This is a genomic window from Streptomyces sp. NPDC001927, from assembly GCF_053594455.1.
This window is the reverse complement of the sequence record NZ_JBSFEN010000001.1, coordinates 1-15,342: the sequence shown is the minus strand read 5'-3', so window position 1 is coordinate 15,342 and position 15,342 is coordinate 1. Positions and strand designations below refer to the sequence as shown.

Annotated in this window: 12 protein-coding genes; 8 read left to right on the top strand and 4 right to left on the bottom strand. The window is 73.4% G+C overall.

Translation table 11 applies throughout. The features are described from left to right. Positions 1-64 precede the first annotated feature (64 nt). From ACWCO8_RS00060 to ACWCO8_RS00050, 3 genes are all read left to right on the top strand, one after another. On the top strand, positions 65-2,074 hold the full coding sequence (locus ACWCO8_RS00060) for a Xaa-Pro dipeptidyl-peptidase (RefSeq protein ID WP_451030155.1): 2,010 nt from the start codon (positions 65-67) through the stop codon (positions 2,072-2,074). After that, entirely contained in the window at positions 2,071-3,393 is a 1,323-nt protein-coding gene (locus ACWCO8_RS00055; protein WP_451030154.1) for a M14 family metallopeptidase, read from the top strand. The genes ACWCO8_RS00060 and ACWCO8_RS00055 overlap by 4 nt, the downstream gene beginning before the upstream one ends. 111 nt (positions 3,394-3,504) lie before the next feature. Beyond that, on the top strand, positions 3,505-5,241 hold the full coding sequence (locus ACWCO8_RS00050) for a BCCT family transporter (RefSeq protein WP_451030153.1): 1,737 nt from the start codon (positions 3,505-3,507) through the stop codon (positions 5,239-5,241). 34 nt (positions 5,242-5,275) lie between these two features. Here the strand turns inward: ACWCO8_RS00050 and ACWCO8_RS00045 are convergent, their stop codons facing one another. Next, positions 5,276-6,232 (bottom strand): NAD(P)/FAD-dependent oxidoreductase, encoded by a 957-nt coding sequence (locus ACWCO8_RS00045; RefSeq protein ID WP_451030152.1) that lies wholly within the window; start codon positions 6,230-6,232, stop codon positions 5,276-5,278. Between the two features lie 72 nt (positions 6,233-6,304). On the opposite strand from ACWCO8_RS00045, the gene ACWCO8_RS00040 reads away from it, so the two are divergent. The 3 genes from ACWCO8_RS00040 to ACWCO8_RS00030 are packed head-to-tail and all read left to right on the top strand — an operon-like array spanning position 6,305 to position 9,074. Continuing rightward, positions 6,305-7,942: an ABC-F family ATP-binding cassette domain-containing protein gene (locus tag ACWCO8_RS00040; RefSeq protein ID WP_451030151.1), complete on the top strand. Its 1,638-nt coding sequence runs from the start codon at positions 6,305-6,307 to the stop codon at positions 7,940-7,942. Next, on the top strand, positions 7,942-8,670 hold the full coding sequence (locus ACWCO8_RS00035; RefSeq protein WP_451030150.1) for a 2-phosphosulfolactate phosphatase: 729 nt from the start codon (positions 7,942-7,944) through the stop codon (positions 8,668-8,670). Before ACWCO8_RS00040 ends, ACWCO8_RS00035 begins: the two co-directional genes overlap by 1 nt. Continuing rightward, positions 8,667-9,074, top strand: coding sequence for a hypothetical protein (locus ACWCO8_RS00030; protein WP_362002667.1), 408 nt, complete (start codon positions 8,667-8,669; stop codon positions 9,072-9,074). Before ACWCO8_RS00035 ends, ACWCO8_RS00030 begins: the two co-directional genes overlap by 4 nt. A 67-nt stretch (positions 9,075-9,141) precedes the next feature. Here the strand turns inward: ACWCO8_RS00030 and ACWCO8_RS00025 are convergent, their stop codons facing one another. Together ACWCO8_RS00025 and ACWCO8_RS00020 are read right to left on the bottom strand one after the other, a co-directional pair. Further along, entirely contained in the window at positions 9,142-11,556 is a 2,415-nt protein-coding gene (locus ACWCO8_RS00025) for a Tex family protein (RefSeq protein ID WP_451030149.1), read from the bottom strand. 130 nt (positions 11,557-11,686) lie between these two features. Then, the gene (locus ACWCO8_RS00020; protein WP_451030148.1) at positions 11,687-12,550 is read right to left on the bottom strand and encodes an SCO6745 family protein; all 864 of its coding nucleotides are present in this window, start codon (positions 12,548-12,550) and stop codon (positions 11,687-11,689) included. A gap of 124 nt (positions 12,551-12,674) precedes the next feature. Here ACWCO8_RS00020 and ACWCO8_RS00015 point away from each other — a divergent pair, with 124 nt between their 5' ends. Together ACWCO8_RS00015 and ACWCO8_RS00010 are read left to right on the top strand one after the other, a co-directional pair. After that, entirely contained in the window at positions 12,675-13,667 is a 993-nt protein-coding gene (locus tag ACWCO8_RS00015) for a GlxA family transcriptional regulator (RefSeq protein ID WP_451030147.1), read from the top strand. Between the two features lie 36 nt (positions 13,668-13,703). Then, the gene (locus ACWCO8_RS00010) at positions 13,704-14,348 is read left to right on the top strand and encodes a DJ-1/PfpI family protein (protein ID WP_451030146.1); all 645 of its coding nucleotides are present in this window, start codon (positions 13,704-13,706) and stop codon (positions 14,346-14,348) included. Between the two features lie 19 nt (positions 14,349-14,367). On the opposite strand, the gene ACWCO8_RS00005 is transcribed toward ACWCO8_RS00010, so the two are convergent. Then, complete coding sequence (locus ACWCO8_RS00005; protein WP_451030145.1) at positions 14,368-15,120, bottom strand: enoyl-CoA hydratase/isomerase family protein; 753 nt, start codon at positions 15,118-15,120, stop codon at positions 14,368-14,370. Between the last annotated feature and the right edge of the window lie 222 nt (positions 15,121-15,342).

Here is a 15,342-nt window from a genome sequence, read left to right as displayed (position 1 = left end):
TCGTGCCTCTCCGCTCCCGACGGCACTCTTTTGCGCGGGAGTTGACGGGGGTACGTTCCGCCCCATGCCGATACGTGTGCGGAGAACCCGCGGAGCCCGTCCGTCGCGCAGAACCCTCGCCGTGGCCGCCACGGCCGCCCTGCTGTCCGCCCTCGTCTCGCCGTCCGGCGCTCTGGCCGCGGACACCCAGGCGGCCGACTGGGCCGTGCGCGAGTCCAAGCCCGTGTACTCCTACGGCGACGCGATACGCGAGTCCGTCTGGGTGGACACCGGTCTCGACGGCGACGGGGACGGTCGCACCGACCGGGTCGCCGCCGACATCGTCCGCCCGCGCGAGACCGCCGCGACCGGCCGGAAGATCCCGGTCGTCATGGACGCCAGCCCGTACTACGCCTGTTGCGGACGCGGCAACGAGAGCCAGAAGAAGACCTACGACGCCGCCGGGAAGCCGGCCCAGTTCCCGCTCTTCTACGACAACTACTTCGTGCCGCGCGGCTACGCCTTCGTCGCCGTCGACCTCGCCGGCACCAACCGCTCCGACGGCTGCGACGACGTCGGCGGCCGCTCGGACGTCCAGTCAGCCAAGGCGGTCGTCGACTGGCTGAACGGCCGCGCGCGCGGCTACACGACCCGTACCGGCTCCGAGCGGGCGAAGGGCACGGACTGGTCCACCGGCAAGGTCGGCATGATCGGCAAGAGCTGGGACGGCACGATCGCCAACGGCGTCGCCGCCACGGGGGTCGAGGGCCTGGAGACGATCGTCCCGATCGGGGCGATCTCCTCCTGGTACGACTACTTCCACTCGCAGGGCGCCCCGCTCTACAACGCCAACCCGAGCTGGCTCTCCGAGTACGTCAACAGCCCCGAGGCGGCCGCCCGTTGTGGCGCGGTCCAGGAGCGCGTCACCGCGGGCACCCCGTACAGCGGGGACTGGACGCCCGCCTGGAGCGAGCGGAACCACGTCCCGGACGCCCGGAAGGTGAAGGCGAGCGTCTTCGTCGTGCACGGGCAGCAGGACCTCAACGTCCGCGCCAACCAGTTCGGCCAGTGGTGGGACGCCCTCGCCGCGCAGGGCGTCGAGCGCAAGATCTGGCTCTCCCAGACCGGCCACGTCGACCCCTTCGACTTCCGGCGCGCCGACTGGGTCCGCACCCTGCACCGCTGGTTCGACCACGAGCTCCTCGGCTACGACAACGGCATCGACCGCGAGCCGATGGCCGACATCGAGCGGGCCCCGGACCGCTGGACCACCGACCGCGTCTGGCCGCCGCGCGCCACCGAGCCCACCACCCTGCGCCCCGGAACGGGCCAGGAGCCCCGCGCCGGCACTCTCGGCCGGACCCCCGCGGCCCCCGGCGCCACGGAGACCTTCACCGACGACCCGGCGCTCGGCGAGACCGACTGGGCGGCCCGGATCGACGACCCGACCTCCGCCCAGGCCGGGTTCACCACCCGGCCGCTCACCCGTGACCTGCGGCTCTCCGGCTCCTCCGCGGTGACCGTCACGGCCACCCCGACGACCGCGACCGCCCACCTCTCGGCCGTACTCGTCGACCTCGGCCCCGACACCATCCGGGACTACGCGGCCCCCGGTGAGGGCATCACCACCCTCACCGAACGGACCTGCTGGGGCGCGAGCACCGAGGGCGACTCCGCCTGCTTCAAGGAGACGAAGGCCAGGACGGCGGACGTCGGGTACACCGTCGTCAGCCGGGGCTGGGCGGACCTGGGCACCTGGGCGAACCCGAAGCAGGGCCGGCCGCTGACCCCCGGCAGGGCGTACACGATCACGCTCAAGCTGGCGGCCACCGACCACGTCGTCCCGGCCGGCCACCGGCTCGCCCTGATCGTCGGCGGCACGGACAAGGACCTCCTCGATCCGCCGTCGACCACCCCGACGCTCACCCTCGACCTCGCCAGGACCTCGGCGAAACTGCCGCTCGTCGGCGGCGTCGAGGCGTTCACGCGGGCGACCGCCGGTACGGTCGACGCCCGCTCGGCGCAGGCCGAGCGGCCGCTCACGGGTGTCGGGCCCGCACGCCCGGGCATCCCCGTCCCGGGTGAGGCCCGATGACCCGCGCACCAAGCCGCCGCCCGAGCCGTCCCGCACGGCGCACGCTCGCCCTCGTCGCGGGCGTCACCGCCCTCGGCCTCCCGCTCGTCGCCGTGCCCGCCGAGGCGCACGGCGGGGCGGGCCCGGCGCAGCCCCCACGGACCGGCTTCGAGACCAGCCACGGCGCCCGGTGGACGACCGAGACGGAGGAGGCCTCCTTCCTCGCCGCCGTCGACCGGGCGAGCGACCGGGTCGCGGTGCGGACCGTCGGAACGACCAAGCAGGGCCGCCCGATCCGGCTCACCACGGTCGGCGCGCGTACGACGGGCACCACCGTGCTCCTCGTCTGCTCGCAGCACGGTGACGAACCGTCGGGCCGTGAAGCCTGCCTGACCACCGTGCGCGACCTGGCGTACGCGCGGGACAAGGAGACCCTGCGCTTCCTCGCCCGTACGACCGTCCTTGTCGTCCCCACCGCCAACCCGGACGGCCGCGAGGCCGACACCCGGGGCAATGCCGACGGCGTCGACGTCAACCGCGACCACCTCGCGCTGGCGACCGCCGAGGGCCGGGCGCTCGCCGCGCTCATCCGCGACCGGCGCCCCGAGCTGGTCTACGACTTGCACGAGTACGACGGCACCTCGCCGTACTACGACAAGGACCTGCTCGCCCTCTGGCCGCGCAACCTCAACACCGACACCCATGTGCACGACGAGGCCCACACCCTGTCGGAGTCCTACGTCCGGTCGGCCGCCGGGATCTCCGGCTTCAGCAGCGGCATATACGGGATCTGGACCGACCCGCACACCGGTCAGCCGGTGAAGCAGGTCGCGGGCGACGGCCAGGAGCGCATCCTGCGCAACACGGCCGGCGTCAAGCACTCCGTCGGCCTGCTCGTCGAGACCCGGATCGAGGCCCTCACCCAGGCCGAGGCCGACGACGACGCGCGCAACAAGCGGCGCCGGGTGACCACCCAACTCGTCGCACTGAAGGGCGCGTTCGCGTACGTCGACGAGCGGCGCGGCATCCTCGGCGCGGCCACGGCGGCGGCCCGCCACACGGGCTTCGCCGACCGGGGACCGGTCATGCTCGGCGGCGCCGACAACGACCCCGCCGAACCCGCCGAGATCGTCCAGGACCCGCCCTGCGGCTACCGCCTGGACGCCGCGCAGTACGCCGAGTTCGGCGACGAGCTGGCGCTGCACGGGATCACGGTCCGGCGGGACGGCGACGGGGTGTTGGTGCCCCTGCGCCAGTCCGGGCGCGCCCTGGTCCCGCTGCTGCTGGACGGCCGGGCGGCGTACCGGCTCACCACCGGACGGCCGGTGGAGGTGTGTTGACGGGCTGACGAACGGACGGGCTGAGTTGGTCCCGGAACTGGCGAGTCACCTGTGGTACTGCTGCCTTACGGAGTGTGTTTGTCCCGTAATGCAGTGAAAGGTACGGAACCTGTGTCGCAGGATGATCAGCCAGCCGGGGAGTCCGGGAGCGGCGGTGGCCGGGGAGGCCGGGAGGGGCTGTCGGTGACGGCGGACCTTCCGCGCCGCCCCGGCCACCACCCCAAGGCCCGGACGGATCGGATCGTGTTCGGTGTCACCGCCGTCCTCACCCTCGCCTTCGTGATCTGGGGCGCCACGGCCACGGACAGCCTGGAGAGCGTCTCCAGCGACCTCCTCGACGGGCTGATCCGCAACGGTGGCTGGGCGTTCATGCTCGCCGCCTCCGGCTTCGTCGTCTTCGCCCTGTGGCTCGCGATCAGCCGGTACGGCCGGATCACCCTCGGCCACGAGAGCGAGGGGCCGGAGTTTCGGACCGTGTCGTGGATCGCGATGATGTTCAGCGCGGGCATGGGCATCGGCCTGATGTTCTACGGCGTGAGCGAGCCGCTCGCCCACTACGGCACTCCGCCGCCTGGCACCCACCCCGTCGACTCGGCCGAGCGGATGACGACCGCGATGGCCACCACCCTCTTCCACTGGACCCTCCACCCGTGGGCGATCTACGCCGTCGTCGGGCTCGCGATCGCGTACTCCACCTTCCGGCGCCGCCGCCGGCAGACCATCAGCGCCGTCTTCACCCCGCTGATCGGCAAGCGGGCGGCCAACGGAGGACCCGGCCGGTTCATCGACATCCTGGCGATCTTCGCGACCCTCTTCGGCTCGGCCGCCTCACTGGGGCTCGGAGCGCTCCAGATCGGCAGCGGCGTCGAGGAGTTGGGCTGGCTGGAGAAGACCGGCACCGGGCTGCTCGTCGGCATCATCGCCGTCCTGACGGTCGCCTTCGTCGTGTCCGCCGTCTCGGGCGTCGAGAAGGGCATCCAGTGGCTGTCCAACACGAACATGGTGCTCGCGCTGATCCTCGCCGTTTTCGTCTTCATCGCGGGCCCGACCATCATCGTGCTCGACCTGCTGCCCACCTCGATCTTCGCCTACCTCGGCGACCTGCCGCAGCTGGCCGGCCGGACCGAGGCGACCAGCGGCGACAACATCCATGAGTGGCTGGGCGGTTGGACGGTCTTCTACTGGGCGTGGTGGATCTCCTGGACGCCTTTCGTCGGCATGTTCATTGCCCGGATCAGCCGGGGCAGGACCATCCGCCAGTTCGTCGGCGGGGTCATCCTCGTGCCCAGCGCGGTGAGCCTGGTCTGGTTCGCCGTCTTCGGCGGCACCGCGATGAAGCTGAGCGAGGAGGGCCGGCTGACGGAGGAGACCACGCCCGAGGGTCAACTCTTCGGTGTGCTTCAGGAGTTCCCGCTCGCCGGGGCGATGAGCCTGCTCGTGATGATCCTCGTGGGCATCTTCTTCGTGTCGGGCGCGGACGCCGCGTCGATCGTCATGGGCACGCTCTCGCAGCGCGGCACCTTCGAACCGACCCGACCGGTGGTCGTGTTCTGGGGCGTGGTGACCGGGGCCGTCGCCGCGATCATGCTCCTGATCGGCGACGGCCAGGGCGACGCCCTCGCGGGCCTGCAGAACCTCACGATCCTAGTGGCCGCGCCGTTCGTCCTCGTGATGATCGGCATGTGCGTGGCGCTCATGCGGGACCTGCGCAGGGACCCGCTGATCGTCCGGGGCGAGGTGGGCGAGGAGGTCATCGAACTCGCCGTGATCGCGGGCCACGAGAGGTACGACGGAGACTTCGAACTCCGCATCGGCCCGGGCACGAGCGCGTCGGGCGAAGGACCGTGACCGGGGGCGGGGTCGCCCGCCCCCGTCCCCGCGGTCAGGCGCACGCCAGCTCCGCCGCGCGCCGGGCGCAGCCCCAGGCGACCGTGACGCCCGCGCCGCCGTGGCCGTAGTTGTGGACCAGGCGGCCGCCGGACGGCAGCGGCTCCATGTCGAGCCGGACCCCGCCCGCCCGGGCCGGCCGCAGGCCCACCCGGTGGCCGATGACCCGCGCACCGGCGATCTCCGGCCGGATCAGGGCGCACCGCGCCACGATCGCGGCAGCCGTCGCCGGATCGGGCTCCAGGCGCTCGTCGCCCTCCTCGGCGGTCCCGCCCAGGATCAGCCGCCCCGGCTGCGGGAAGAAGTACGTCGTCTTGTCCGCCGCCGCGTCGGCCGCCGTGAACCACTCCTCGACGCCCGGGTTCTCCACGAGGACCAACTGCCCCCGCACCGGCCGCAGCCCCGCGTCCGGTACGAGCTCCCTGGCGCCGAGCCCGGCGCAGTTCACCACCACCCGCGCCGACCGGGCCGCCTCGGCGAAGCCGGACACGGTCCGCCGCTCGACGGCCCCGCCGGCCGCTTCGAGCCGCCCCCGCAGCCACGCCAAGTGGACCGGCATGTCGATCAGCGGCAGCACCGCGGCCAGACCCACCCCGTGCGGCCCCGGCACCTCCGGCGCCGCGAGCTGCCGCAGCCCCGAGACCTCCCGCGCCCAGTCGCCCAGGTCGGCGAGGTCCACCTCGGCGTGGACGCCGGGCACGAGCCGTACCCCGGTCGCCACCGGTTCGGCGCCGAGCTTCTCGTACACCCGCAGCGACTCGAGCGACCAGCTGCCCACCTCCGCCGCGGGCTCGATCCGGTACGGCCACCACAGCGCCCCCGCCACCGCCGAGGTCGTCTCCGGCGCCGGGTCCCGGGACCAGACCCGTACCCGAAGGCCGCGCTCCGCCAGCGTCAGGGCCGTCGTCAGACCGATGACCCCGCCCCCCACCACGATCACGTCGTCGCTCATGGCCGGACCGTACCGGGACCGGTCCGGGCGCACCACGGTGCGTCGGGCCGGTGGCATACGATTCATCCCCTGATGACTGCCACTCTCGTCGCCAAGGATCTCGCCGCCGGCCACGGCGAACGCTCCCTCTTCGCCGGCCTCGACCTCGTCGTCGCCCCCGGCGACGTCATCGGCCTCGTCGGCGTCAACGGCGCCGGCAAGTCGACGCTGCTGCGGCTGCTCGCCGGGCTCGACACCCCCGAGGAGGGCGAGCTCAAGCTCTCGCCGCCCAGCGCGACCGTCGGCCACCTCCCGCAGGAGCCCGAGCGGCGCGAAGGGGAGACGGTCCGCGAGTTCCTGGCCCGCCGTACGGGCGTGGCGGCGGCGCAGACCGCCATGGACGAGGCCACCCAGGGCCTCGTCGACGGGGCGCCCGGCGCCGACGACGCGTACGCCGTGAGCCTGGAGCGCTGGCTCGGCCTCGGCGGCGCCGACCTCGACGAGCGGGCCGAGGAGGTCGCCGAGTCCCTCGGCCTGACCGTCGGCCTCGACCAGCCGATGACCTCGCTCTCCGGCGGCCAGGCCGCCCGCGCCGGTCTCGCCTCCCTCCTCCTCTCCCGCTACGACGTCTTCCTGCTCGACGAGCCCACCAACGACCTCGACCTCGACGGTCTGGAGCGGCTCGAATCCTTCGTCCAGGGGCTCCGCGCGGGCACGGTCGTCATCAGCCACGACCGCGAGTTCCTCACCCGTACGGTCACCAAGGTCCTCGAACTCGACCTCGCCCAGCAGCAGATCACGCTCTACGGCGGCGGCTACCAGGCGTACCTGGAGGAGCGGGACACCGCCCGCCGGCACGCCCGCGAGGAGTACGAGGAGTTCGCCGACAAGAAGGCCGCCCTCGAAGGCCGCGCCCTGATGCAGCGCAACTGGATGGACAAGGGCGTCCGCAACGCCCGCCGCAAGGCCACCGACAACGACAAGATCGGCCGGAAGCTGCGCGGCGAGGCGAGCGAGAAGCAGGCCGCGAAGGCCCGCCAGACGCAGCGGATGATCGAGCGGCTCGACGTCGTGGACGAGCCCCGCAAGGAGTGGGAGCTGCGGATGGAGATCGCCTCCGCCCCGCGCTCCGGCTCGGTCGTGGCGACCCTGCGCGAGGCCGAGGTCCGGCGCGGCGACTTCCGCTTCGGGCCCGCGACCCTCCAGATCGACTGGGCCGACCGGGTCGCGATCACCGGCGCGAACGGGGCCGGCAAGTCGACGCTGCTCGCCGCGCTCCTCGGCCGCCTCCCGCTCGACGCGGGCGACGCCGTGCTCGGCTCGGGCGTCGTCGTCGGCGAGGTCGACCAGGCCCGCAAGCTCTTCCACGGCTCGGAGTCGCTGCTCGACGCGTTCTGCGCGGCCGTCCCCGAGACCGAGCCGGCGGAGGTACGGACCCTGCTGGCGAAGTTCGGGCTCAAGGCCGCGCACGTGCTGCGCCCCGCCACCACGCTCTCCCCGGGCGAGCGGACCCGGGCCGCGCTCGCCCTCCTCCAGGGCCGGGGCGTCAATCTCCTCGTCCTCGACGAGCCGACGAACCACCTGGACCTGCCGGCCATCGAGCAGCTGGAGTCCGCGCTCGACACCTACACCGGCACGCTTCTCCTGGTCACGCACGACCGGAGGATGCTGGACGCGGTCCGTACGACCCGTCGCGTCGAGGTCGCGGCCGGCAAGGTGACCGAGCTCTGATGGGTGTCGCCCTCGGCTGGGGCCCGACCGAGGCCGCCGTCCTGGCGAAGGACGCAGCGTGCCTGGTCGTCGTGGACGTCCTCTCCTTCACCACGTCGGTGGGCGTGGCGGTGGAGGCGGGTACGTCCGTCCTCCCGTACCGATGGCGTGACGAGAGCTCGGCCGCGTACGCGACCGAGCGCGACGCGGCCCTCGCCGTCGGCCGGAGCGAGGCGACGCCCGAGACCCCGTGGACGCTCTCCCCGGCCGCCCTGCGGGCCGCCCCGCCGACCCCGCGCCTGGTCCTGCCGTCCCCGAACGGCTCCACGATCGCTGCGGGGGCGGGCGGGGCCACGGTGGTCGCCGCCTCGCTCCGCAACCGCACGGCGGTCGCCCGCCGGCTGGCCGCCCACGGCTACGGCTCCGAGTCGAGGCCACTCGCGGTGATCGCCTCGGGCGAGCGGTGGCCCGACGGCTCCCTGCGCCCCGCCCTGGAGGACCTCCTCGGCGCGGGCGCCGTCCTGTCGGCCCTGCGCGGCCTCGGCCCGTACACCCTGACGCCCGAGGCGCGGGCGGCGGCCACGCTGTGGGAGGCGACGGAGGACCCGGTGGCGGAGCTGCACAGCTGCGCTTCGGGGCGTGAACTGTACGAGTACGGCTATCCGCAGGACGTCGCAGTGGCCGCCGAGGTCGACACCTCGGAGACGGTCCCCGTCCTGAGGGACGGCGCATTCCAGGAGACACCATGACCGACCTGCTGACCCGGCTCACCGAGATGCTGGACGACCTCGACGCCGATGTCGACGAGACCATCGACCTCGCCGACGAGATCGCCGCCTCGGGCGACGCGGCGCTGCTGCCCCGGCTCCAGGCCGAACTGGACCGGGCCCTCGTCGAGCGCAACGCCTACGCCCGCGAGCTGCTCGGCGGCGTCCTCGCCGCGATCGGCGGCCCGGACGCCCTGCCGGCGCTCCTGCGGGCCTCCTCCGTGGACCTCGGCGACGACCAGGACTCCCTGGCGGCGGAGATCGTCGACCTGGTCCAGGCCGACCCGGCCCGCTCCCGCGCCCTCCTCCAGCCCCTGACCGAGGACGACGACCTGACGGTCGCCAACCGAGCCGAATGGGCCCTCCGCTTCCTCCCGAACGCCTGACACAGCGCGCTGCGGCGAGCCCGCACGGAAGCGACGGGCCCGGCCTCACGGCCGGGCCCGCATCGCGTCAGCGGCCGCGCCGCTTCCCGCCGCCGCCCTCGTTGTTCAGCAGGCCGGCCTTGCGCAGGGCGTCCGCCATCGCGCTGTTCGCGGGCGCCGGAGCCGAGGCCGACCGCTGGCCCTGGCCGCCCTGCACCTGCCCCTGACCGCGCCGCTGCTGCGGCGGACGGCCACCGCGCTCGCCGCGGTCACCGCGCTCGCGCCGCTCCCCGCGCTCCCGCTGCGGCGCCCCCGCCGCGTCCGCCGTCGCCTCGTCGTCGAGCCGCAGCGTCAGCGAGATCCGCTTGCGCGGGATGTCGACGTCCAGGACCTTCACCCGGACCACGTCACCCGGCTTCACCACGTCGCGCGGGTCCTTGACGAAGGTCTTGGACATGGCCGACACATGGACGAGCCCGTCCTGGTGCACGCCGATGTCCACGAACGCCCCGAACGCCGCCACGTTCGTGACCACGCCCTCCAGGACCATCCCCGACACGAGGTCGCCGATCTTCTCGACACCCTCCTTGAACGTGGCCGTCTTGAACGCGGGCCGCGGGTCGCGCCCCGGCTTCTCCAGCTCGCGCAGGATGTCGGTGACCGTCGGCAGACCGAAGGTCTCGTCCACGAACTCATCCGCCCGCAGCGACCGCAGCACCCCGGAGTTGCCGATCAGCGACGCGACCTCGCCACCCGTCGTCTTCACCATCCGCCGCACCACCGGGTACGCCTCCGGGTGCACCGAGGACGCGTCCAGCGGGTCGTCCCCGCCGCGGATCCGCAGGAAGCCCGCGCACTGCTCATACGCCTTCGGGCCGAGCCGCGCCACGTCCTTCAGTGCCTTCCGCGAGCGGAACGGGCCGTTCGCGTCGCGGTGCGCCACGATGTTCTCGGCGAGGCCAGCGCCGATGCCCGAGACCCGCGAAAGCAGCGGTGCGGACGCGGTGTTGACGTCGACACCGACACCGTTCACACAGTCCTCGACCACCGCGTCGAGCGAGCGGGAGAGCTTCACCTCGGACAGGTCGTGCTGGTACTGCCCGACGCCGATCGACTTCGGGTCGATCTTCACCAGCTCGGCCAGCGGGTCCTGCAGCCGCCGCGCGATCGAGACCGCGCCGCGCAACGAGACGTCCAGGCCCGGCAGTTCCTGCGAGGCGAACGCCGAGGCCGAGTACACGGAGGCGCCCGCCTCCGAGACCATGACCTTGGTGAGCGTCAACTCGGGGTGCTTGGCGATGAGTTCGGTCGCGAGCTTGTCCGTCTCGCGCGATGCCGTGCCGTTGCCGATGGCGACCAGCTCGACCGCGTGCTCCTTCGCGAGCCGCGCCAGCTTCGCCAGCGACTCGTCCCACTTGTTCGCCGGGACGTGCGGGTAGATCGTGTCGGTGGCGACGACCTTGCCCGTACTGTCGACCACGGCCACCTTGACGCCCGTACGGAAGCCGGGGTCCAGGCCCAGGGTCGCCCGCGTCCCCGCCGGGGCCGCGAGCAGCAGGTCGCGCAGGTTCGCCGCGAAGACCCGGACCGCCTCGTCCTCGGCGGCCGTCCTCAGCCGCAGCCGCAGGTCGATCCCGAGGTGGACCAGGATCCGGGTCCGCCAGGCCCAGCGGACCGTGTCGAGGAGCCACTTGTCGCCCGGACGCCCCCGCTCGGCCACGCCGAAGCGCGAGGCGACCATCCCCTCGTACGCGGTCGGGCCGGGCACCTCGGACGGCTCCTCCGGCTCCAGCTCCAGGGTGAGGACGTCCTCCTTCTCGCCCCGCAGCATCGCGAGGATCCGGTGCGAGGGGAGCGCGGTGAAGGGCTCCGCGAAGTCGAAGTAGTCGGCGAACTTCGCGCCCGCCTCCTCCTTCCCGTCCCGCACCTTCGCCGCCAGCCGGCCACGGCCCCACATCCGCTCCCGCAGCTCGCCGATCAGGTCGGCGTCCTCGGAGAACTTCTCGGTGAGGATGGCGCGGGCGCCCTCCAGAGCCGCCGCCGGGTCCGCGACGCCCTTGTCGGCGTCCACGAAGGCCACCGCGGCCGCCGCGGGCTCCACCGACGGGTCGGCGAGCAGCCCCTCCGCCAGCGGTTCGAGACCGGCCTCGCGGGCGATCTGCGCCTTGGTGCGGCGCTTGGGCTTGAAGGGCAGATAGATGTCCTCCAGACGGGCCTTGGTGTCGGCGGCCCGCAGCTGGGCCTCCACCTCGGCCGTCAGCTTCCCCTGCTCCCGTACGGAGTCGAGGATGGCGGTCCGCCGGTCCTCCAGCTCCCGGAGGTAGCGCAGCCGCTCCTCCAGCGTGCGCAGCTGCGCATCGTCGAGCATCTCCGTCGCTTCCTTGCGGTAGCGCGCGATGAACGGCACGGTCGAGCCGCCGTCGAGCAGCTCGACGGCCGCCCTCACCTGTCGCTCACGTACGCCGAGTTCCTCGGCGATCCTGCCTTCGATGGACGTCGTCACGGTGTCCCGACTCGCCTTCTCGTGCCTCAAGCTTGCGAGTGCATTGTGCCGTCTTACGCTCCGGAACCCCGCACGCGCCCCGGCCCCGCCGTGTCCGGTGGCGCGGCCGCGGACCGGGGGCGGCCTCGGGTCAGCTCTTGGCGTTGAGGTCCGTCGGGAAGGCACCGGCCAGGAACGCCGCGTTCCGGAAGGCCTTGCCCAGCTCCGTGAGCCGCTCCACGCCCGCCGCGCCCAGGTGCTCGTACGGGGCGGTGTCCAGCTGGTCCGTCCGCTCCTCCAGCTCCTCGCGCAGCGCCGTGCCCGCGGCGGTGAGCTCGCCCTCCGCGTCGATCAGCTCGCGCTCCCGCAGCCGCTCGGCGGCGGCGTCCCAGTCGGCGCGCCCCCAGCCCCGGGTGCCCAGGGCCCAGCGCGGGTTCATGCCCAGGCCCGTGGCCGTGTGGCTGACCATCGCCTCCAGCGGGTCGAGGCCCACGGTCAGCAGGGCCGCCAGGTGGCCGTCGCCGCGGTGCTCGCGCAGCAGCGTCGTGGCGTACCAGTACCGCAGGTGCGGCGCCTCGGGGACCGGCAGGTCGGCGTGGGCCGAGTAGAGCGGCCGGGCGTGCCGGGTGCAGGCCTCGGTGGCGCGCAGCGCGAGCTCGGCGGCCTCCGTCATCTCGGCCGAGGCGATCGCCTCCTCGCCGAGGAGACGGCGCAGGGTGCTGTCCACGGCTCGCAGCCGTGCGGCCCCCACCTCGGCGGGCGAGGCGATGTCCCAGACGGCGGGCAGGTGCCGGGCCAGCAACTCGACGTTGTAGTTGTAGAACGCCGCGGCGACGGTTCCCGCACCGACCGCCCCCATCGCGGCACTGCGCGAGGCGAGCCGCATGGCCGCCGGGTCCTCGAAGCCGAGGGCCTTGAACTCGGTGTCCAGGTCGGGCGAGAAGTACACCGTGGAGTGCATCGGGTTCAGCATGTGGTGGCAGCGGCGGCCCGCGCGGGGCGGCAGAGAGGTCATGGACGGAACGTTACCGACTGGTCGGTACGACCGGAACCCCGGGGGACGCGTCCCCGTTCCGATGGCAGGAAAGGTGGGTTCTTCGTCATTGCGGACGTCACGTGCTCCGCCAAGGATGGTGCACATGACGAAGCGACCCGTGCTCGTCGTCCTCTTCGACGATGTGCAGAGCCTGGATGTCACCGGACCGGTGGAGGTGTTCGCCGGCGCGGGCCGCGCCGGTGGCGGCACCTACCCGATCGTGACCGCCTCGCTCGACGGGGGACCGGTCCGCACCCAGAGCGGCCTGCGGCTGCTCCCGGACACGACGCTCGCCGCCGCGAACCGCCCGCACACCCTGCTCGTCCCCGGCGGCGAGGGCACCCGCCGTCCCGACCCGCGCCTGATCGACTGGCTGCGCGAGCACGCCCCGCGCGCCGAACGCCTGGTCTCCGTCTGCACCGGCGCCCTGCTGCTCGCGGAGGCCGGGCTCCTCGACGGCCACCGGGCGACCACCCACTGGATCGCCTGCGACCACCTCGCCCGCTGCTATCCCCGGGTCGACGTGGACCCGGACCCGATCTTCGTCCGCGACGGCCGCGTCTCCACGTCGGCCGGTGTGACCGCGGGCATCGACCTCGCGCTCGCGCTCGTGGAGGAGGACCTGGGCCGCGACACCGCGCTGACCGTCGCCCGGCACCTGGTCGTCTTCCTGCGCCGCCCGGGCAACCAGGCGCAGTTCAGCGCCCAGCTCGCCGCCCAGACCGCCCAGCGCGCGCCGCTGCGGGACCTCCAGCAGTGGATCACCGAACACCCGGCGGGAGACCTCTCCGTCGAGGCCCTCGCGGCCCGCGCCCGGTTGTCACCGCGCCACTTCGCCCGCGCCTTCCAGGCGGAGACCGGCACGACCCCGGGCCGGTACGTCGACCGGGTCCGGCTCGAACACGCGCGCAGGCTCCTGGAGGAGTCGGTCGACGGCGTCGAGGAGGTCTCCCGGGCCGCCGGCTATGGCACCCCCGAGGCCATGCGCCGAGCCTTCGTCAAGGCCATGGGCACCGCCCCGGCGGACTACCGCCGCCGCTTCCACGCACCCGTACCGAACGCGTCCGTACCGAACGCACCGCGGACCACGCTCTGAAATCGCCACCCACCCACTGACCGAAGGGACCCTACCGTGCAGATCGCCGTCCTGCTCTACGAGCGCTTCACCACCCTCGACGCCGTCGGCCCGTACGAGCTCCTGGCCCGCATCCCCGGGGCCGAGACCGTCTTCGTCGCCAAGGAGGCCGGGCCCGTCCGCAACGACCAGGGCAGCCTCGCGCTCGTCGCCGACAAGACCCTCGCGGAGGTGCCGCACCCGGACATCGTCCTCGTCCCCGGCGGCCCCGACTCCCGGGAGGCGATGAACGACCCGGAGATCCTCGACTGGCTCCGTACCGCCGACGCGACGAGCACCTGGACGACGTCCGTCTGCACCGGTTCCCTGATCCTGGGCGCCGCGGGCCTGCTCGACGGCCGCCGCGCCACCACCCACTGGCTCGCCTTCGACGAGCTCCGGGCGGTCGGCGTCGAGCCCACCGGCGAGCGGGTCGTCTTCGACGGCAAGTACGTCACCGCCGCCGGCGTCTCGTCCGGCATCGACATGGCGCTGCACCTCATCGGCCGGATCGCCGGCGACGAGACCGCCCAGACCATCCAGCTCCTGACCGAGTACGACCCTCAGCCGCCGTACGACGCGGGCTCCCCGGAGAAGGCCCCGGCGGCGATCGTCGCCCACTGGCGCGGCACGGCCACGAAGGACCTCGCCGAAAAGAGCTGAGCGGACCCCGGCCGGGGAATCAGAGGCCGTACGTGAAGCGGGGCGCGCGGCGCTCCAGGAAGGCGGCGACCCCCTCGGCGGTGTCGCCGCTGCCGCGTGCCTGCTCGGCCCAGTGCGCGTCCCGGTCCGTGCGGCCGTCCGCGAACTCCTTCGCCGCCGCCTGGGTGAGCAGCGAGCGCCCGACGAGCACCCGGGTGAACTCGGCCACCCGCTTGTCCAGTTCGCCCACCGGCAGGACCTCGTCCACGAGACCGGTGCGCAGCGCCCGCTCGGCGTCGATCAACTCGGCGGAGAAGAGAAGGTACTTGGTGGCGGAGGGCCCCACCAGGGCGGCCAGCCTGCGGGTCGAGGAGGCGGGGAAGACGATCCCGAGCTTCGCCGGGGTGACCCCGAACCGCGCGCCCTCCTCGGCGAACCGCAGGTCGCAGGCGGCGGCGAGCTGGCTGCCGCCGCCCACGCAGAAGCCGCGGACGGCCGCGAGCGTCGGCTTGGGAAAGGCGGCGAGCGCCTCCTCGGCCCGTACCGCGAGCGACTGCTGCTCGTCGCCCGGCTCCCGCAGCGTCGAGATGTCCGCGCCGGCGCAGAAGGTGGAGCCCTCGCCGGTGAGCACGAGCGCGCGGACCTCGGGGTCGGTGGCGAGCGGCGCGAGCAGCTCGGGCAGGGACCGCCACATCGCGGCCGTCATCGCGTTGCGCTTGGCCGGGTTCGCGATGACGACGGTGGCGACCGCGTCGGCGACGACGACCTTCAGCTGCGGCTCGGTGGGCTCCATGCGCCGGATGCTATCCGGGCACCCCGACCGTACGATCGGCAAGGGTCGAGGGTACGGCCTAGGGCCTGCCGTTTGGATCATGCCGGGCTCGCGGGCCCTGGCACCGCGCCTCGCCGCGTTGTCGTCGGTCGCCAACGCTCCGCGTTGACTCCCTCCTCCGCCTTGCGATCGCACGCACCAGACCCCGCTCCCTGATCCGGCCTGATCCAAACGACAGGCCCT